Source organism: Echinicola pacifica DSM 19836 (assembly GCF_000373245.1).
GTDB lineage: Bacteria > Bacteroidota > Bacteroidia > Cytophagales > Cyclobacteriaceae > Echinicola > Echinicola pacifica.
On the sequence record NZ_KB890738.1, the window covers coordinates 272721 to 291588 of the forward strand.

An 18868-nucleotide genomic window follows, 5' to 3' on the forward strand; every position below is an offset into this window, starting at 1 on the left:
CGACTGAAGAGAGCCCCACATTTTTATTGCCCACAAAGATTTCTTATAACACATGATCAGCTTATAAAATGATGTTACCATCACTGTTTATTATAAAGTGAGAAATTAAGAAGATAGGGTTGCCGGTTTTCTTCTTTTAGATTTCTTAATAAGAATCCCGAAATCTGGCACTCGGAGGAGCTAAAAGCTAGAAAATTATTTTAATCATAAAAATCGGCCATTCCCCATAGTATTAGGGCATTTTGGGAATTTTAGCGTGGAGCCATTTTGCAGCCATTTTTTTTTGCGTATATGTGAGTATATGATAAATTTTTTAGCCCATGGTAATTGCTTAATTTTCATACCTAACTACCTAACAATCGTTTAATTACGCCAATAAAACCCTCATTTGGAGCTTGGTTTTTCAGGATTAAAAATTGAAATCTCATTCCAATTAGGGCCGCATAAAAAAGGCCTGGGGATCCTATATCAAGAAATCATTCACATCTCCTTTCCCATTGGCCAAAATGCATCCTACAAGCAAAAAGGACCATGCATTTAATTAAAAACCTAACTGTACAACTAACAAAGCCTATGTCAGCATCAATAAGTGCTACTGAATTTCGAATCGTGAATTGGATTGGTCCTGATGGAAATAAGCACGAGGAATACCGACTTGCGGATTATGAATCCCATTTCAAAATAATTTTCTGCTTCCAGCATTGGTGTCCTGGCTGCCACAGTGCGGGATTCCCAAACCTCCAGAAGCTATATGATACCTTTAAGAATGATCAGAAATTTATGTTCTTCGCCATCCAAACGGTTTTTGAGGGTCATAAGGTGAATAGCTTCGATAAGCTTCGCGAAAATCAGCTGAAATATAAATTACCCATTCCCTTCGGGCAAGATGAGGGTACCGCTTCCGGTCATGAATTATCCACCCTCATGCAGGATTATAAAACCAGAGGAACCCCTTGGTTCCTATTTATCGATGAAAATAACAAAGTGCTATTCTCCGATTTCCATATCAATATCGATGCAGCTTTGATCTTCCTTAAATCTAGAAAGTCATGAAAAACATAGAACTCATCCATGAACCTAATCATTCCCTATTTATTCTAGAAATCAATACGGTGTTCTCTGGTAAAATCGAGTATAATAAAAAGGGAAAAACGCTTCTTCTCAATCATTCCGAAATCCCTCCATCTCTCAGGCATCAGGGGATCGGCAAAATCCTAGTGGATGAGACCATAGCGGCGATTCAGCAGCTAGGGTACAGCTACGAGGCCCAGTGTTCCTATATAAAGTACCGATTAAGCCAACAAAACAAGCAATCCTAAACCCCTGAAAAGATGAAAATCATCGTACTATTTCTCATCCTATTATCTGCCCAATTCATGAATCAAACTCAAACTAGCTCCAAACTAACTTGGGAGGCCAGAACTTATAAGGTATTTGGCACCTGTAGCTTTGAAATGACTGATAATGGTCTTCAGCTTAATTTTCATGAGGATTTCACCACTTCTAATGGCCCGGATCTAAAGCTCGTGCTTAGCAAAGTCCCCTTGCATAAAATCGCCAATAGAGATGATGTCACCCAAGACGGTCTGGTGATCGCTCGACTTCGATCCAATAAAGGAGCTCAAAGCTATGCATTACCCGATTCCATCAATATGGGGCAATATAAAAGCTTGCTCATCCACTGCGAAGCCTATAGCGTGGTTTGGGGAGGGGTAAGCCTGCCAGACCATCTCATGGAGGAATAAATACCTCCTATATCCAAACGCCTTTTTCACTATAATGTGGACAGAAAGGCGCTGTATTAATCAAAAGAAAAACAACTATCCCTATGGACAAAATAGAAATTAAAAAAGCACTGATCGAGCTCGAAAAGAATAATTTGGATCATGCCTCCATGACTCATGAGGACTTTCTAAGTCAAAACCAATTGAAGCGTGATGATGTAATCGATTTTGATGATCGCTCTCATTATAAAGAAAGCGAAGGCCTCGCTAACAGCCTAGATCATCAGATTCACGAACATGAAGCGCATCTAAAAACATTGGAAAATATCCCCTTCACAGCGAGTACCGTGGTGGAGCCTGGGGCAGTGATTTGCCTGAATGATCGCCGGATGGTGGTGGCGGTAGCTAAGCCAAGTTTCATTTTGGGAGGGCATCATTATCTTCCCATCTCCACGGATGCACCGATTTATAAACTATTAGAGGGAAAGAAAAAAGGAGATCGTTTTAGTTTTAACGGACGGGACTTTACTATTTCGGACATCTACTAGCCCTGCAAAATATATAAAAGTAAACCAGCTATAGCCCCAGGGTAATAAGGGGCTATAGCTGGCTTTTAATGAGTATTAAGGATAGCAAAAAGGAATTTATCGTTTTCCTCCTTTTTTCTTGAGCTGATTCCTGTTCTTTTTGGCTTTGCTATTTTTATTTCCACGCACTTTTTTCTTCTCAGGATTAAAGTGAGGGTTTTTATTTTTCCGCTCTTTTTTATCGTGAAAAGCCCCCTTATAATCGGGGTCATTTTTACGTTTTTGACCATCTATCTCTCGCTCATAGCCTTGCTTCTCAGCAAATGGGGTTTCGGTAATATCCACTTCCTTAGGGATAAAAGCCTCAGGAACCTCCATCCGAATGATTTCCTGAATCTTCTCGAAGTGATATACCTCCGCCGGGTTTATGAAAGTAATGGCTTTACCTTCATGTTCCGCCCTTCCGGTACGTCCCACACGGTGCACATAATCTTCATAAATAAGAGGCACATCAAAATTCACCACATGACTGACCATACTGATGTCCAGTCCTCGAGAGGCCACATCGGTGGCCACAAGGATCCGAACCTCCCCACTCTTAAAGTCATCCACGGAATTAATCCTGGTATTCTGCCCTTTATTAGCATGAATCACCCGTATTTCCCCATGCTTCCTCCGCTCTAAGTAGAGGAAGACTTTCTCAGCTGTTTTCCGAGATTTGGTAAATACGATGACCCTATTGATGGATTCATTCTGTAACAAATAATCCAGCAGGTTAATCTTAGTTTTTATATTCGGAACGTAATACTTGGTTTGGCTTACGGTATCGGCGGTGGTGGCCTGCAATGCAATCTCTATACGCTCAGGGAATTCCAAAAACTCCTGAGAGATTTTCTCCACTCGATCCGAGAAGGTGGCTGAGAAAAGCATATTCTGACGCTTGACAGGAATCACCTCTAAGATCGAGCGGATCTGAGGCATGAAGCCCATATCCATCATCTTATCTGCCTCATCCAAGATCATGGTCTTAATATTACGAACGAAGATCTCGCCTTTACTATAAATCTCCAAAAATCTACCAGGAGTGGAGACGATTATATCAACGCCTTCTTGGATGATCTCAATTTGCGTCTTTGGGCCTAACCCTCCATAAAGAGCTACATAGCGGAGATCAGTATGTTTACCTAACTCTATTATGGCTTGTTCAATTTGAATCACAAGCTCTCTGGTGGGGGCCAGGATAAGCGCACGAGGATGATCTCCTTGTGCATATTTGACCTTCATCAATAAGGGAAGCACAAAGGCCGCGGTTTTACCTGTACCGGTCTGCGCGATGCCAAGGATATCATGCCCTGCCAAAGCCATGGGAATTGTTTTCTCCTGAATCGGAGTAGGCTTGGTATATCCCGCCTCTTTTACTGCTTCCAACAGTTGTTTGTTCAATTTAAAATTCTCGAAAGTCTGCGGGCTATCGGACATGATTTATTATTTTTAGCTTCTAATACAATTTTAAGGAACTCAAGACTCCTTCAAACTCCAATAAATGAAAGTTATGACGAAGCGTATTTTGATCACAGATGCAAATATAGTAAATGAAGGCAAGATTACCCGAGGCGATGTCTATATACAGGACGGGATGATTTTTTCCGCTGGGGCTGATCTCAAAAACTTCGAGGCTGATTTGACCATTGAGGCAAAGGGAAAATACCTATTCCCGGGCTTGATCGATGACCAGGTACACTTTCGGGAGCCGGGTCTTACGCATAAAGCCGAAATCTATACAGAGGCAAAAGCGGCTGTTGCAGGTGGGGTGACCACATTTATGGAAATGCCTAATACTGTACCACAGGCGACGACCTTAGAATTGCTAGAAGACAAGTACAAGATCGCTTCCGAAAAATCCCTAGCCAACTACTCCTTTTACCTGGGAGCGACCAATGACAACTTGGAAGAATTGCTCAAGGCTGACCCCTCAACAATTTGTGGGATCAAGGTTTTTCAGGGCTCCTCCACAGGCAATATGTTAGTGGATAACCCAGCTACGCTGGAAGGGATATTCGAGAAGTGCCATATGCTGATCGCCACTCATAGTGAGAATGACAGCATCATCAAGACCAATTTTGACAAATACTATAAGGAATACGGCGATGATATTCCGGTAAAATTCCATCCAAAAATCCGTTCGGCAGAGGCATGCTATGATGCCTCCAAGCGGGTGGTGGACCTCGCGAGGAAGCATGGTACTAAGCTTCACATCCTTCATATCAGCACTGCGAAGGAAGTATCGCTGTTTGACAACACCTTGCCACTTGAAGAAAAAAGAATCACAGCTGAGGCCTGTGTCCATCATCTATGGTTTTCTGAGGAGGATTATGAGGATAAGGGAACTTTGATCAAATGGAATCCTGCGGTAAAAACGGCTGATGACCGTGATGCCATCCTTCAGGGAGTCCTAGACGGGAATATAGATGTGATCGCCACCGACCATGCTCCGCACACCTTGGAAGAAAAGAGCAAGCCTTATACCCAAGCTCCCTCTGGCGGACCTTTGGTTCAGCATAGTTTGGTGGCCTTATTGGAGATGTACCATCAAGGCAAAATCACCTTGGAGCAGATCGTTGAAAAAGCCTGTCATAACGTGGCTATCTTATTTGAAATCGACAAGAGGGGCTTTATTCGCCCGGGATATCATGCAGATTTGGTACTGGTAGATTTGGATGATCCATGGGAAGTAAGCCGGGAGAATGTACTTTCTAAATGCGGCTGGTCGCCATTTGAAGGGCAGACCTTCCAGTCAAAAGTGAGCCATACAATTGTTTCCGGACACTTGGTGTACGAAAATGGTAAGTTTGACGAATCCCAAAAGGGGCAGAGACTTAAATTTTCCAGAAAATAATTAGATCAAAGTATTGTATATAAAAAATCAGTGTATTACATTTGCAATCCAATCAGGGATAAGACCTGATTAAATATAGATAAATGGTGGTTGTAGCTCAGTTGGTTAGAGCGCTGGTTTGTGGATCCAGAGGTCGTCGGTTCGAACCCGATCTTCCACCCCCTAAGCCCCTCAATTTTTGAGGGGCTTTTATTTTTTCATCAATACCAAGTTTATAAAACGGCACATTATTTGTCAGAAAGATTCTATCATCAAAAATATTGTAGCAATGTTTACATTATTCAAACAACGGGCAAGCATCCCCAAGACAAAGACAGTAAATTTGAAAGACATTCAGCTGTACATGGCGAAATTCGAGGAGTCACTTAGGAATTTTGAGGAGGTTCAAAAGGAAAATATTAAAACTCTTACTCGATAATAGTCCAAAATTCATATTAATGGTAAAAAGGTCATAATTTAGTGACCTTTATTTTTTTACAAACAGTTTTTCTTTTCGGAGTATTGGGGTATTTTTATAAGTCTCGTAAAAATACTTTTAAACCACAATATTCCATGAGCTACATCCACTTTGATAAGACGGAGTTAATCAACCTAAATTATTCACTGGAAAAAGAAACTATTCGCTCCAACCGGTCCGGATGCTACACCAGCACTACCATCATAGGATGTAATACCCGAAAATACCATGGATTGTTAGTGGCTCCTCAGCCACAAATCGATTCTCAGCTGCATGTACTCTTGTCCACCATCCATGAGACGGTGATCCAGAGAGGTGCAAGCTTTAACCTTGGCATTTGTAAATATCCTGGCAATTATTCCCCCAGAGGGCATAAATATTTGGAAGATTATAGCTCCGAACCCATTCCTAACCTCATGTACCGCGTCGGCGGTGTAGTGCTTCAAAAAGAAATAATCTTGGATACTACCGCTGATAGGATGATGATAAAGTACACGTTGGTCGATGCTCACTCTCCTACCAAGCTACGACTGAGTCCATTTTTGGCCTTTCGAGGCTATCATGATCTCTCAAAAGCCAATACCTACGTCAATAAAAGATACCTCCCCGTAGAACAAGGCGTGCAATTCAAACTTTATGACGCTTATTCCCCACTCTCCCTTCAACTATCCAAGAAGAATGAGTTTGTCCCTGCTCCCGACTGGTACTATAATATAGAGTATATCCGGGAAAAGGAGCGAGGCTATGAATACCTGGAAGACTTATACGTACCAGGCTACTTCGAGGTGGAGATCGAAAAAGGAGAATCCATTATCTTTTCGGCAGGACTTGAGGAAGCCACGGCTTCTTCACTTGAGAAGGCTTTTGACCGGGAGCTCAAGCGCCGAACGCCTAGAGATAATTTTGAAAACTGCCTTAAAAACTCTGCGGGGCAATTTATCAGCAAGCGAGGAGATGAAACCCGAGTCATTGCGGGATTCCCATGGTTTGGATGGTGGGGAAGGGATACTTTTATCGCCTTACCTGGCCTGACCTTGACCCAAGGCAATAATGACACCTTCCTAGAAGTCATGAATACTATGTCTAAGGACATACGGGGAGCACTATTTCCTAATGTAGGAAGCGGTGTTGCCACCAATATGAATACCCTGGATGCTCCACTCTGGTATTTCTGGGCCTGGCAGCAATATGACAAATACACTGGTGACCGTAAAACTATCACTGAGCAATACCTTCCAAAACTACGAGGCATAATAGAAGGCTTGCTTGCTGGAACTGAATTTAATATTAAGGTATTGGACAATGGGCTCCTATATGGCGGGCAGGACGGCATCGCATTGACCTGGATGGATGCAGTGACCACAGACGGTCCTGTCACTCCACGTATCGGGTGTCCAGTAGAAATCAACGCACTTTGGTATAATGCGCTATGTTATTTTTATGAGCTCACAGAAGAGTCTTTTGCCAAAGAGCTGGCCGAAAAGGTCAAACATGCTTTTGTAGAAAACTTTTGGTCAAATGATAAAAAATACCTCGCAGACGTAGTAAACGACAGGCACAAGGACTGGTCGATTCGTCCGAATATGGTATTTGCCACCTCACTCCCCTACAGCCCCCTCAACGAAAATCAAAAAGCGGCAGTCTTAGAAGTTGTAAAGACAAACCTGCTTACCACCCGAGGATTACGCACACTTGCCCCGAGCAACGCTGCATACAAGGGCTATTATCAAGGAAATCAATACCAACGCGACAATGCCTATCATCAAGGAACGGTCTGGCCATGGCTGCTGGGTCACTTTGTAGAAGGATATCTTAAGATCCATGGGAAAAGCGGCAAGAACATGATCGAAAAGTTGATCAAGGGATTTGACGATACCATGGCTCAATATGGCGTTGGAACCATCGCAGAAATCTACGATGGGGATCCGCCACACCGTCCCAAAGGGGCCATTTCACAAGCTTGGAGTATTGCGGAATTGCTTCGCATTAAGGAATTAGTCAATCACTATTAAATTTACTTTTTATGAAGGTATTAATGTTTGGATGGGAATTTCCACCTCATATCTCTGGTGGATTAGGCACGGCTTGTTATGGCCTGTTGAAAGGGATGTCGCATTATGATCATGAAGTTATTTTTGTGGTTCCAAAACTCTGGGGCGATGAAGACCCATTGGCGGATTTTGTTAATGCCAGTGATATAGAAATAGATTACCGCGAAAAGCGGTTTAAAGAAATATGGAAAAACCTGACTTATCTGGAAATAAGCTCCTTCCTCGTTCCCTACCTGGGGCCAGAGGAATTTTCGAAGTTCACAGATAAATCACTGCACGACGGTACGGATGTAGATGAAAGCATCTTCGCCAATAAGTTTTCCTTCAGTGGAAAGTATGGTAAAGACCTTATCATGGAAGTTTCCCGCTATGCTTTAGTTGCGGGACAAATCGCTAAAAACAAGGAGCACGACATCATACATGCCCATGACTGGTTGTCCTTCCCAGCGGGAATTGCAGCGAAGCGCCTCAGTGGAAAACCACTGGTGGTACATGTGCATGCCACGGAATTTGATCGCTCTGGAGAAAGTGTCAATCAAAGAGTATATGATATCGAACGATCAGGAATGGAAGAGGCGGACCATATCATCGCCGTGAGCCACCTGACCAAAAAGACCATTGTCGCGCGATACGGTATTCCTGAGGAGAAGGTGACGGTGATTCATAATGCCGTGCTGGATACTAGCATCATCTCCAGCATTGCCACGAAGAAGGTACCTGAGAAGATCGTTACTTTCTTAGGAAGAATCACCTTCCAAAAAGGACCGGAGTATTTTATAGAAGCCGCTAATAAAGTGCTGAAAATAGATGATAACGTCCGCTTCGTCATGGCGGGCTCTGGAGATTTGCTCAATAGGATGATTGACCGAGTGGCAGAACTCCGCATTGCCACCAAATTCCACTTCACCGGCTTCCTAAAAGGAGACGATGTGGACCAGATGTTTGCGATCAGTGACGTCTATGTCATGCCTTCTGTCTCTGAGCCCTTTGGGATCTCACCGCTGGAAGCCGTGAGACATAATACCCCGGTGATCATCTCCAAACAATCCGGTGTATCTGAAGTATTAACCAATGCCATCAAAATAGATTTTTGGGATATTGACGCTATGGCAGACGCAATTTTTGCACTGTTGCATTATCAGGGCATTTCCACCATGTTTCGCCAATGCGGAAGTGAGGAGCTCAAGAAAATGAAATGGGAACACGTAGCTGAAAAAATCTTTGCCCTTTACGAAAAAACCTTAACTGTAACACAACCATGAGAACCATCTGTTTTTACTTCCAAGTACATCAACCTTATAGACTAAAACCATATAGATTCTTTGACATAGGCGAGGACCACCATTATTGGGATGACTTTGCCAATAGGAGCATTATGAGAAAGGTAGCCGAAAAATGCTATCTCCCGATGAATGCCCTTTTACTGGAGCTTATCGAAAAATATCAGGGTAACTTTAAGGTTAGTTTTTCTCTCTCCGGGGTTTTTATGGACCAAATGGAGGAGTATGCTCCCGATGTCCTCGAGAGCTTCCAGAAGCTCGTGGCCACTGGCCATGCAGAACTTCTAAATGAAACTTACGCACACGCCCTGTCAGCCCTGAAAAGCAAGGAGGAGTTTCATGATATGGTCCGTGCACAGCAGGAAAAAATCAAGAAACTATTTAATGGCTATACGCCAAAAGTATTCCGTAATACCGAGCTTATTTATTCTGATCAAATAGGAGAAATGGTCTCCGAATTAGGCTATGAAGCGATTTTGACGGAAGGTGCCAAGCATATCCTAGGCTGGAAAAGCCCTAACTATGTGTACTGCAACGCCATCGAACCTAAACTTAAGGTATTGCTGAAAAACTTCCGTCTTAGTGATGATATCGCCTTTAGGTTCGGAGAAAAAGGCTGGGCTGACTGGCCTCTGACCACAGATAAATTTGTGGATTGGATCAATCAAATCCCTCAAGAAGAAGAGGTAATAAACCTATTTATGGATTATGAAACCTTCGGTGAGCACCAGTGGGCCGAAAGCGGAATATTTGAATTTATGCGTCACCTTCCTGAGGCCGTATTCCATCATTCCAATTTCACCTTCTCCACCCCATCTCAGGTAGTGGCAGAAGTACCTCCTGTAGGGAAAATCCACGTTCCAGTACCCATCTCATGGGCAGATGAAGAAAGGGATCTTACTGCCTGGCTAGGCAATGACCTCCAAGATGAAGCCTTTGACCGCCTCTATGAGCTAGAGCCTTTGGTAAGACAATCCCAGGATCCTCAGATCCAAAAAGATTGGAAATACTTGCAGACTAGTGATCACTTCTATTATATGTGTACTAAGTTCTTCTCAGATGGAGATATCCACGCTTATTTTAGCCCGTACGAAAGCCCCTATGAAGCCTTCATAAACTATATGAATGTGCTTAGTGACTTTATGCTACGTCTGAAAAAAGAGCAAAAAAATATCGTATCTGAATAAGATGCGGTAGCCAAATCAATACACCTTAACCGAAGAAGATCCCTTCTCTGGTTAAGGTTTTTTTTTAGCCCTCCGGAAATGCCCAAAAACCTTATCGGAAGGATATTAATTTTTATTCCAAATGGCTTATCGATCCATAGCCGCCATTATTTTTGTCCGCAGCCTGTACGGTGATAGCTAATGCTATTGACACTAACTCAAATACTACAATATGACCTGTGGAAACCTAGCTTACAGGCAGGGTAATCGGAGCAAGCCCTAACCTTTAGCGAAACAGTATCGGGAGGAGTCGATCAAAATCCATCAATGATGAGTGTGAAATTCAGAGGAGAAAAAAACAGTCGATGGGTGGATAAAATCATCATTCAAGCTTAATCCGCAGGTCTAATTTCCGTGCTCGGAATCCTATACAGCTACCGCTATAGTATAATAAAAGAGCCGACTTTCGCCGGCTCCTGTGATTTATTCTACCTCGACATTTTCCAAATTCTTGAAGTAAATCTGCTTATCAGCATCCAAATCCACCAATACGGCAGAATCGTTTTTGATATAGCCACTGAGTATTTGCTTAGAGAGCTCATTCAGCACAAGGCGCTGCATGGTCCGCTTCAATGGTCTTGCTCCAAACTGAGGATCAAATCCCACTTCTCCCAGATAATCCAAAACCTCCCTAGTTGCGTCGATCTCTATCCCTGCATCGGATAATCGTTGCTGTATTTCTCTCCACTGGATATCCACAATCTTTCTGGTCACCTCTCGGTTCAAAGGCTCAAACATCACGGTCTCGTCTATTCGATTGAGGAACTCGGGTCTCACCGACTGCTTCAATAGTTCATAAACCTCCGCTTTGGTATCCTCCAATATCTGCTCTTTATTCCAATCTTCAATATGCGAGAATCGCTCTTGAATCAATTGAGAACCGATATTAGTGGTCAGAATGATAATGGTGTTTTTGAAGTTTGCCACACGGCCTTTATTATCCGTCAGTCGCCCATCATCCAATACTTGCAGCAGGATATTAAACACATCCGGGTGGGCCTTTTCGATCTCATCCAGCAAGATGACTGAATAGGGTTTTCTTCTAACCGCCTCGGTCAGCTGTCCACCTTCATCGTATCCTACATAGCCTGGAGGCGCTCCTACGAGTCTGCTGACGGCATGCCGCTCCTGATATTCAGACATATCAATGCGCACCATGGCGTTATCATCATTAAATAGATAGTCAGCAAGGGCCTTGGCGAGCTCAGTCTTACCCACGCCCGTGGTTCCCATAAAGATAAACGAACCAATGGGTCGCTTAGGATCCTGGAGACCTGCACGGCTTCTCCGCACGGCGTCCGATAGGGCGGTGATAGCTTCCTCCTGGCCGGCAACTCTTTTCCCGAGCTCCTGCTCGAGATTAAGTAGCTTCTCTCGCTCACTTTCTATCATTCGAGAAAGTGGAATTCCCGTCCATTTGGCCACAACTGCCGCCACATCCTCAGCATCTACCTCTTCCTTCAATAAGGGAGATCCTTCCTGCATCTCTTTAAGCTGCTCCTTGAAAGAATCAAGCTTTTTCTCTGCCTCGGTGATTTTGCCGTAGCGTATCTCTGCCACCTTACCCAGGTCACCAGACCGCTCGGCCTGATCAGCTTCCAACTTCAGCTTATCGATACTCTCCTTCTCCCGGCGTATGCCCATGATTACCGCTTTCTCACTCTCCCATTTGGCCTTTACTGTCTGCCGCCTTTCGGAGAGCTCGGCAATCTCCTTGCTTAATACTGACTCCTTGTCTTTATTTTTTTCTCTTCGGATTGCCTCTCTTTCGATCTCTAGCTGCATGATGCGCCTATTGAGCTCATCCAGCTCCTGAGGCAATGAGTCTATCTCCATCCTTAACTTGGCCGCCGCCTCGTCCATCAGATCAATGGCTTTGTCGGGTAGGAAACGATCCGAAATATAGCGCTGGGAAAGCTCTACCGCCGAGATCACTGCATCATCTTTGATTCTCACACCATGGTGAAGCTCATATTTATCCTTGATACCTCTCAGGATCGAGATGGCATCCGCAGCATCAGGCTCATCCACGATGACCGACTGGAACCTTCTCTCAAGAGCCTTATCCTTCTCCACATACTTCTGGTATTCCTTGAGGGTCGTGGCACCTATCGCATGCAGCTCACCCCTAGCCAACGCTGGCTTCAGTAGGTTCGCGGCATCCATGGCCCCTTCACCTCCGCCACCCGCACCGATCAAGGTGTGAATCTCGTCTATAAAGAGTATAATCTGCCCATCCGAATCAGTCACCTCTTTGATCACCGCCTTTAGCCGCTCCTCAAACTCGCCTTTGTACTTTGCACCAGCCACCAATAGGCCCAAATCCAGAGATATCAAAGTCTTTGACTTAAGGTTTTCGGGCACATCACCACTCACTATCCGCTGAGCTAACCCCTCAACAATAGCCGTCTTACCCACACCTGGCTCACCCAGTAGAATGGGATTATTTTTGGTTCTTCTTGCCAAAATCTGTAAAACTCGTCTGATTTCTTCATCACGACCAATTACAGGGTCTATCTTCCCCTTCTTGGCGAGCTCATTCAGGTTTTTGGAGTACTTTTCCAAGGATCTATATTTCGCCTCAGCATTAGGATCGGTGACCTTACTGCCTTGACGTAACTCCTTGATCGCTTCTATCAGCTGTTTCTCAGAAACACCTTGGTCCTTCAGCAGCTGTGCGGTCTTATCGGACCCCGACAATATCCCCAGTAGCAGGTGCTCTATGGCGACATACTCATCCCCAAATGTGTTGAGGTAGCTCTTTGCTTTTGTCAATACCTGATTTCCTGAATTGGATAGATACGGCTGCTGACCACTTACCTTTGGAAAACTCCCTATGATCTCCTCAAGCCTCTGCTCTACTTGCTTCTTGTTTACTCCTAATTTCTTGAAGACAAAATCTACCACACTTTCATCTTCCAGGAGAATTCCCTTCAGTAAGTGCGCTGGCTCTATCGCTTGCTGCTGCTCAGCCAAACAGAGTTCGGCTGCCTTCTGAACCGCCTCCTGCGTTTTAATAGTAAATTGCTTGAAATCCATTATATCTAGTCTTTTGTTATCTAATGTGTATTAGGCTCAATTGCCATTCCTCCACATTGAATCAAAAGCTACACCAAAGGCAGTTTTTCGAGGATATAGGAAATGATGTCATAAATCCCACCTCAACAATGCTTATTTAGGACTTTTTGACAGGAATTTTGTATTTTATACCGACATTTTGCCTTGAATCCTAGCTTTCTTACCTTCCATATATATAATCTCAATTCGTAGGGGATTAATTAGTTTTAATTGAAAGGAACTGAAGTATCGGATGGCAGGGGTCTATTCATGATCCACAGAATATTAAGTGGGATAATCCCATCTATTAAAGAGGACTATATACTTAAAAGATTAGAATAGATGAAGGGCATAATATAATTTTGCTGTAAACTCAATAGTATTTTTTACCTTTGCAGGATGGAAAACGGGGAAAAGAAAGACATACGACAATTAAGCCTCAGCGATTTGGAGGATTTTTTTGTAAGTCAAGGCGACAAGAAGTTCCGAGCCAAGCAGGTTTATGAATGGCTGTGGAATAAGTCGTTGAAGAATTTTGACGATATGACCAATATTTCTTTGTCCACGAGGGAGATGCTAAAGGAAAACTTCATCATCAACCATATCCATGTGGACCTCATGCAGCATTCCACTGATGGCACGATCAAGAATGCGGTAAAACTATACGATGGTAGAATAGTGGAATCTGTCCTTATTCCCACCACTAAGAGAATCACCGCCTGTGTGTCCTCCCAGGTAGGATGCAGTTTGGATTGCAACTTCTGTGCTACTGCCAGGCTAAAAAGGATGCGGAATCTCAATCCTGATGAAATCTATGATCAGGTGGTCGCCATTAAGGAAGAGGCTGATAAATTCTTTGATCGCCCCCTCACCAATATTGTTTTCATGGGGATGGGCGAGCCACTACTTAATTATGGGAATGTGCTCGATGCCATTGACAAAATCACCTCTCCCGAGGGACTGGGCATGTCTCCGCGGAGAATCACCCTCTCCACCGTGGGCATCCCAAAGATGATCAAACGCTTGGCGGATGATGGGGTAAAATTTAACCTGGCCCTCTCCTTACACTCCGCCATCAATAGCACACGGAGCAAACTGATGCCGATCAATGATCGTAGTCCATTGGAAGAGCTCGTTGATGCGCTTAAATATTGGTATTATCATACCAAGCGTACCGTTACTTATGAATATGTGATCTGGGAAGGAATCAATGATGATGAAACTCATGCGCGCGCATTGGCGACCTTCTGTAAGCATATCCCCTCTAAGGTCAATATCATTCAGTACAATCCGATTGACGAAGGGGAGTTCCGTCAAGCCAGCCCGGAAGCTGTAGAGATGTATGTGCGTATTTTGGAAAATCAAGGAATTGTCGCTAAGGTCCGAAAATCAAGAGGTCAGGATATCGATGCCGCCTGCGGTCAATTAGCGAATAAAAATGAAGTCGCAGAAATATAACTATTTACGTATTATTTTATCTATTTTCACAACTTCTTAGTAGGGGAAACGTTTCTCAAAGGAGATTTCTTTTAGGACTTATTTTGTGCCATTCAGGTGTAAGTCCATCATTTTATGCAACAAACTAAACTTTTACCCATATGAAAAAGCTATTATTACTAGGATTATTTGCGTTCACCGTTTCATTTGCTCAAGCTCAGTCTCCAGGGGACATCCGCTTATCTGCGGGGGCTGATTATGCATTTGACTTAGAGACTTTTGGATTGAACTTTGGTGGTGAATACCTCTTCACAGACAAAATCTCCACTGCCCCGAACTTCACCATTTATTTCCCTGACGGGTATAACAGCAGTACCCTAAATGTCGATTTTCGCTATTATTTTACTGAGGATATTCTTCAGTGGTATGGCCTTTTAGGATTTACTAATAACTGGGTTACATTTGATGCTCTTGGGGTCAAATCAACCGGTAGCGCTGCTGGTGCCAATATAGGAGCTGGTGGCGTACTGAAGTTTACTGACAACCTTGCTTTCAATCCAGAATTGAAATATCAGGCGATGGACAATGGCCAATTTGTACTAAAATTTGGGGTCGTTTATTTCCTCAGATAAATACACAATCTACCATTATAACGAGAGTGAAAGACCCAAGCTCACAATGAGCTAATGCGCTCCTCTCTCGAAGGTACTCAAAAAAAAAGCAATCTACCACTCCATAGTCAGGGACTATTGAGCCATAGATTGCTTTTTTTAATGGTTGGAATTCTATTTACCCTAGCTCTGAAGGGTATTACGAGTAAAAAAATTAATATCCTACACTAAAACACAAAGTGCTTATTTTTCCAAGTCTTTTAAGGCTTCACTTACTGATCCAAATTGCAGTAATTTCTCACGGGCTACCTTTTCTTCAAGACCAGTGGCATCCATAATCATTCCTACCCCTCTCTCCACCAATTTGTGGTTTGAGAGCTGCATATTCACCATTTTATTACCTTTTACTTTGCCAAGTTTGATCATCACAGCGGTGGAGATCATATTGAGCACAAGTTTCTGTGCGGTCCCTGCTTTCATGCGAGTACTTCCAGTCACAAATTCCGGACCTACGACCACTTCTATAGGGTACTGCACTGCCTCAGCAAGTGGCGAGCCGGCATTACAAGTGATGCATCCAGTAAGCAATCCTTCTTCCCTAGCCTTCTCCACACCTCCTATGACATAAGGAGTACTTCCAGAAGCGGCAATACCGATCACTGTATCGCCTTCTTTTATTCCATTAGCTTTTAGGTCTTGCCAGGCTTGCTCGGCATCATCTTCGGCATTCTCCACGGCTTTGCGGATCGCAAGATCACCACCAGCAATAAGTCCGATCACCATATCATGAGAAACCCCATAGGTGGGAGGACATTCAGAAGCATCTAAGATTCCCAATCGACCGCTGGTGCCCGCACCAATATAAAACAGCCTACCTCCATTTTTCATTCGCACCACTATCTCCTTGATCAGGCCTTCTATCGCAGGTAAGACCTGCTGTACCGCCATGGGAACGGTCATATCTTCCTTATTGATATTGGCGATCAATTCCGCCACCTCCATGGACTCTAGGTTGTCGTAATTAGAACTGCTTTCTGTCGTTCTCATAAGTTGTTTTTGTGATATAAAGTAAGGCCCGCAATGGGGCTTTCTAAAATCAAGTGTACATGTATATTCAAATCTGCGGCCGCTTTTCGCAGAATATCACTATTATAAAAGGCTACTGAACCTACAAAACTCACTGGCTTATCCTCAAAATTGGCATAGCGCATCACGTGCATCTTAAAGAAATCCTGAAAGCTATTATAGTATAGCAAATAACAGTAAGGGTCATGAGTATGCTCTGTAATAAATCGGCAAAAACTCGCCATATACCGACCGGGAAAAGGTTTTCGATAAACGTTGTCCTGAATGATCTCAGCGGTAAGCTGGAAACGCTCAATCACTGCCTCTTTCAAGGAAGCAGGCATATCATCGTTTATAAAATCTCTGAGGAATTTTTTGCCTATATAGCCTCCTCCACCCTGATCTCCAAGAATATAACCCGGCGAAGGCCGCGAATCAATAATGTCCTTCCCGTCATAATCGCAGGAATTAGACCCCGTACCCAGGATACAGGAGATCCCCGCATCATGCCCGCAGGTGGCGCGGGCTGCGGCCAGCAAATCATGATCCACGTGAATTTCTGCTTGGCTAAAGAGGTTTTGGAGGGTTTTCACTACCCCCGCCTTATTTATAGGCGTCGAGCAGCCTGCACCGTAATAATGCACAGACTTTACATCTTCCTTTAGATTTAGCAGAAACTCATCATTAAGCTCAGTAGCCATCTCCTCAGGAGTCTGATAATAGGGATTAAACCCCACCCCTCTAAATTGGCTGACCTGTCCTTGTTCATCTATTCCTCTCCAGTCAGTCTTGCTGGATCCACTATCTGCTATTAACCTCATGTGTCTATCCTAATATTCCTACAGTTTCAAATTTCTCAAACACCTGCTCAGTATGGGGTGCATCGGCTAGCTCATCTGTCAGATCCTGTCCTGCCCAATGTTCATAATGCTTGCCATTTTTCCATAGGCGGCTATCACTCACATCGTAGATTTTGCCTAAATAGGCCACCCAAATTTCAGGTTTGTCCTGCCCATTCCTAAGAGCAAGCTGTTGTTTGCTATACGTCTTCATGGATCAGAATAATTTCAGTTGTGCATTGATCCATCGTTCAGGAATTTCACCTCTTTGGGCAGTCTGGTAGTCCTGATAACTACAAGGGATAATAGTGTCCCGCTCAAATTTCTCCTTCACATTTTGAGGGATCTCCATCCACCACTTACCACTAAGGTTACTCTTATAAAATATAATGGTGGAAGGTTTCGAGTCCAAACTCACCGTATATTTTGTATAGTCATTACTCCTGAAGGACAAGCTATCCTTGCGATGATAAAAGCCCTCCACAAAATACCATACCATGGTCGCTACGACAGAGGCGGTCTTATACCTTCTATCATCATAAGACGGCTGATAACCGTATATGCCTACGGAGCTAAGCTTCTCGTTCATCCCCGCAAACCAACATATCTGGCAGGCTTCTTCCGCAGTAAGCCCAAATGGCTGGGCATCATATGCACCGGGAGCATCTGCTGACTGGATGGCTGAAATATCAATACTCAATAAGTCGGCATTCCTAATCAATGGCTCCACTTCCTTAAACCCATCCCTTAACTGACCTAAACGTACATGATCAAAATACAATTTTTCCATGACATTTACCAGATCTCTATCAGTCAAAAAGCTTTGGTAGGCCAGCTGGGTGTAGTTAAATAGGAAGTTGGGCTGATGGAGGATGATGTTCTGAGAATGTACTTCGAAAGGTGCTCCTTCATCTTCCATATCGATTTTGGCATCGACGGTAAGCATGCTCACCAATTTCTTCATCCCCTCATAGCTAAGGTACTGACCATAATCTAGGTCATGCCCCCCACCAATATAAATGGGAAGAATCTGTTTTCTCATCAGGTCCTCGCCTATATTTTGAATGCGATTATAGGTCTCTTTAAGATCAACGCCTGGCCTTAGGTTTCCTAAATCGGCGATTTTGTAATGTGATTGCCCCTTCTTCAGGTGATATAGCTTCTTTCGTATTTCAAATGCCGCCAGCTCCATCGAATCGCCCTCCACCAAGCCACGGGTTTCCTCCAGGCCGATTAATGCGATCTGAATACCAGAGAGATCTGGAAATAGCTCCCCGTGATAGTGTATATGTTTAAAAAAGGAATTATGAGCATATTTCTGCTGCGTGATTGACTCAGGGACTGGGTCAAAAAACAATTTGAAATCCATAGGGCTAAATAATTTTTAGTATGGTCATTTCTCTCGATCAAAAGCCAGCCTCACCAGCATTGACCTACTGCGAAAAGGGACTATCTAACGATCAAAGTGACAGTAAAATTAGGTAAGCGCATCAGGGCGTAGAATTGATTGGTATAGGAGCTTCCGCTATAATGGTAAGGCCATTTGCCAAGCTTCAATACTCATATCACAGACAAATAACCCAGTCTTCACTTCTGCACTAAAACTAGCAGCCTTCTAAGCCTCAAAAGAGCTTTCCAAGGGAAAGGACGGTATCTATTCCAGATCGGCCATCCTTCTACTAATTTCAGGATGAAGAG

The 18868-nt window shown here is 43.6% G+C and carries 16 protein-coding genes and 1 tRNA gene; 11 read left to right on the forward strand and 6 right to left on the reverse strand.

Annotated features, from left to right (window positions below):
* The first annotated feature begins 573 nt into the window (after positions 1 to 573).
* The 4 genes from B050_RS0101205 (at position 574) to B050_RS0101220 (ending at position 2272) form a co-directional block, all read left to right on the forward strand.
* Entirely contained in the window at positions 574 to 1053 is a 480-nt protein-coding gene (locus B050_RS0101205; protein ID WP_018472042.1) for a peroxiredoxin family protein, read from the forward strand.
* Positions 1050 to 1319, forward strand: a complete 270-nt coding sequence (locus B050_RS0101210) for a GNAT family N-acetyltransferase (RefSeq protein ID WP_018472043.1) — start codon at positions 1050 to 1052, stop codon at positions 1317 to 1319. Before B050_RS0101205 ends, B050_RS0101210 begins: the two co-directional genes overlap by 4 nt.
* A 12-nt stretch (positions 1320 to 1331) precedes the next feature.
* Complete coding sequence (locus tag B050_RS22780) at positions 1332 to 1745, forward strand: DM13 domain-containing protein (protein WP_018472044.1); 414 nt, start codon at positions 1332 to 1334, stop codon at positions 1743 to 1745.
* Positions 1746 to 1828: 83 nt separating this feature from the next.
* Entirely contained in the window at positions 1829 to 2272 is a 444-nt protein-coding gene (locus B050_RS0101220) for a hypothetical protein (RefSeq protein ID WP_018472045.1), read from the forward strand.
* 96 nt (positions 2273 to 2368) lie between these two features.
* On the opposite strand, the gene B050_RS0101225 is transcribed toward B050_RS0101220, so the two are convergent.
* Entirely contained in the window at positions 2369 to 3730 is a 1362-nt protein-coding gene (locus B050_RS0101225) for a DEAD/DEAH box helicase (RefSeq protein ID WP_018472046.1), read from the reverse strand.
* A gap of 73 nt (positions 3731 to 3803) precedes the next feature.
* On the opposite strand from B050_RS0101225, the gene B050_RS0101230 reads away from it, so the two are divergent.
* The 5 genes from B050_RS0101230 to B050_RS0101255 all read left to right on the forward strand — a co-directional run bounded on the left by B050_RS0101230 (position 3804) and on the right by B050_RS0101255 (position 10122).
* Positions 3804 to 5147 carry a dihydroorotase gene (locus tag B050_RS0101230; protein WP_157492481.1) on the forward strand — a complete coding sequence of 448 codons (1344 nt, stop codon included), beginning with the start codon at positions 3804 to 3806 and terminating at the stop codon, positions 5145 to 5147.
* A gap of 85 nt (positions 5148 to 5232) precedes the next feature.
* Positions 5233 to 5308, forward strand: a tRNA-His gene (locus tag B050_RS0101235).
* Between the two features lie 391 nt (positions 5309 to 5699).
* Positions 5700 to 7616, forward strand: coding sequence for an amylo-alpha-1,6-glucosidase (locus tag B050_RS0101245; RefSeq protein ID WP_018472049.1), 1917 nt, complete (start codon positions 5700 to 5702; stop codon positions 7614 to 7616).
* A gap of 11 nt (positions 7617 to 7627) precedes the next feature.
* Positions 7628 to 8917: a glycosyltransferase family 4 protein gene (locus tag B050_RS0101250; protein ID WP_018472050.1), complete on the forward strand. Its 1290-nt coding sequence runs from the start codon at positions 7628 to 7630 to the stop codon at positions 8915 to 8917.
* Positions 8914 to 10122 (forward strand): glycoside hydrolase family 57 protein, encoded by a 1209-nt coding sequence (locus B050_RS0101255; RefSeq protein ID WP_018472051.1) that lies wholly within the window; start codon positions 8914 to 8916, stop codon positions 10120 to 10122. The genes B050_RS0101250 and B050_RS0101255 overlap by 4 nt, the downstream gene beginning before the upstream one ends.
* Before the next feature lie 462 nt (positions 10123 to 10584).
* On the opposite strand, the gene clpB is transcribed toward B050_RS0101255, so the two are convergent.
* The gene (gene clpB / locus B050_RS0101260) at positions 10585 to 13200 is read right to left on the reverse strand and encodes an ATP-dependent chaperone ClpB (protein ID WP_018472052.1); all 2616 of its coding nucleotides are present in this window, start codon (positions 13198 to 13200) and stop codon (positions 10585 to 10587) included.
* A 417-nt stretch (positions 13201 to 13617) separates the two neighbouring features.
* Here clpB and rlmN point away from each other — a divergent pair, with 417 nt between their 5' ends.
* Both rlmN and B050_RS0101270 read left to right on the forward strand, forming a co-directional pair.
* Positions 13618 to 14676, forward strand: coding sequence for a 23S rRNA (adenine(2503)-C(2))-methyltransferase RlmN (rlmN, locus tag B050_RS0101265; protein ID WP_018472053.1), 1059 nt, complete (start codon positions 13618 to 13620; stop codon positions 14674 to 14676).
* Between the two features lie 140 nt (positions 14677 to 14816).
* Positions 14817 to 15287: an outer membrane beta-barrel protein gene (locus B050_RS0101270; RefSeq protein WP_018472054.1), complete on the forward strand. Its 471-nt coding sequence runs from the start codon at positions 14817 to 14819 to the stop codon at positions 15285 to 15287.
* 222 nt (positions 15288 to 15509) lie between these two features.
* On the opposite strand, the gene murQ is transcribed toward B050_RS0101270, so the two are convergent.
* Genes murQ through B050_RS0101290 form a run of 4 tightly spaced genes read right to left on the reverse strand, consistent with a single transcriptional unit; the run spans position 15510 to position 18539 of the window.
* Positions 15510 to 16313 (reverse strand): N-acetylmuramic acid 6-phosphate etherase, encoded by an 804-nt coding sequence (murQ, locus tag B050_RS0101275; RefSeq protein ID WP_018472055.1) that lies wholly within the window; start codon positions 16311 to 16313, stop codon positions 15510 to 15512.
* Entirely contained in the window at positions 16310 to 17152 is an 843-nt protein-coding gene (locus B050_RS0101280) for a hypothetical protein (RefSeq protein ID WP_018472056.1), read from the reverse strand. Before B050_RS0101280 ends, murQ begins: the two co-directional genes overlap by 4 nt.
* Before the next feature lie 4 nt (positions 17153 to 17156).
* On the reverse strand, positions 17157 to 17384 hold the full coding sequence (locus B050_RS0101285; protein WP_018472057.1) for a cytochrome b5 domain-containing protein: 228 nt from the start codon (positions 17382 to 17384) through the stop codon (positions 17157 to 17159).
* Between the two features lie 3 nt (positions 17385 to 17387).
* Positions 17388 to 18539, reverse strand: a complete 1152-nt coding sequence (locus B050_RS0101290; protein WP_018472058.1) for a formimidoylglutamase — start codon at positions 18537 to 18539, stop codon at positions 17388 to 17390.
* Between the last annotated feature and the right edge of the window lie 329 nt (positions 18540 to 18868).

Coding starts and splice junctions, on each gene's coding strand:
- B050_RS0101250 (WP_018472050.1), top strand. CDS start 7,628: ATGAAGGTATTAATGTTTGGATGGGAATTTCCACCTCATATCTCTGGT.
- clpB (WP_018472052.1), bottom strand. CDS start 13,200: ATGGATTTCAAGCAATTTACTATTAAAACGCAGGAGGCGGTTCAGAAG.
- B050_RS22780 (WP_018472044.1), top strand. CDS start 1,332: ATGAAAATCATCGTACTATTTCTCATCCTATTATCTGCCCAATTCATG.
- B050_RS0101255 (WP_018472051.1), top strand. CDS start 8,914: ATGAGAACCATCTGTTTTTACTTCCAAGTACATCAACCTTATAGACTA.
- B050_RS0101205 (WP_018472042.1), top strand. CDS start 574: ATGTCAGCATCAATAAGTGCTACTGAATTTCGAATCGTGAATTGGATT.
- B050_RS0101270 (WP_018472054.1), top strand. CDS start 14,817: ATGAAAAAGCTATTATTACTAGGATTATTTGCGTTCACCGTTTCATTT.
- B050_RS0101285 (WP_018472057.1), bottom strand. CDS start 17,384: ATGAAGACGTATAGCAAACAACAGCTTGCTCTTAGGAATGGGCAGGAC.
- B050_RS0101220 (WP_018472045.1), top strand. CDS start 1,829: ATGGACAAAATAGAAATTAAAAAAGCACTGATCGAGCTCGAAAAGAAT.
- murQ (WP_018472055.1), bottom strand. CDS start 16,313: ATGAGAACGACAGAAAGCAGTTCTAATTACGACAACCTAGAGTCCATG.
- B050_RS0101210 (WP_018472043.1), top strand. CDS start 1,050: ATGAAAAACATAGAACTCATCCATGAACCTAATCATTCCCTATTTATT.
- B050_RS0101225 (WP_018472046.1), bottom strand. CDS start 3,730: ATGTCCGATAGCCCGCAGACTTTCGAGAATTTTAAATTGAACAAACAA.
- B050_RS0101290 (WP_018472058.1), bottom strand. CDS start 18,539: ATGGATTTCAAATTGTTTTTTGACCCAGTCCCTGAGTCAATCACGCAG.
- B050_RS0101280 (WP_018472056.1), bottom strand. CDS start 17,152: ATGAGGTTAATAGCAGATAGTGGATCCAGCAAGACTGACTGGAGAGGA.
- B050_RS0101245 (WP_018472049.1), top strand. CDS start 5,700: ATGAGCTACATCCACTTTGATAAGACGGAGTTAATCAACCTAAATTAT.
- B050_RS0101230 (WP_157492481.1), top strand. CDS start 3,804: ATGACGAAGCGTATTTTGATCACAGATGCAAATATAGTAAATGAAGGC.
- rlmN (WP_018472053.1), top strand. CDS start 13,618: ATGGAAAACGGGGAAAAGAAAGACATACGACAATTAAGCCTCAGCGAT.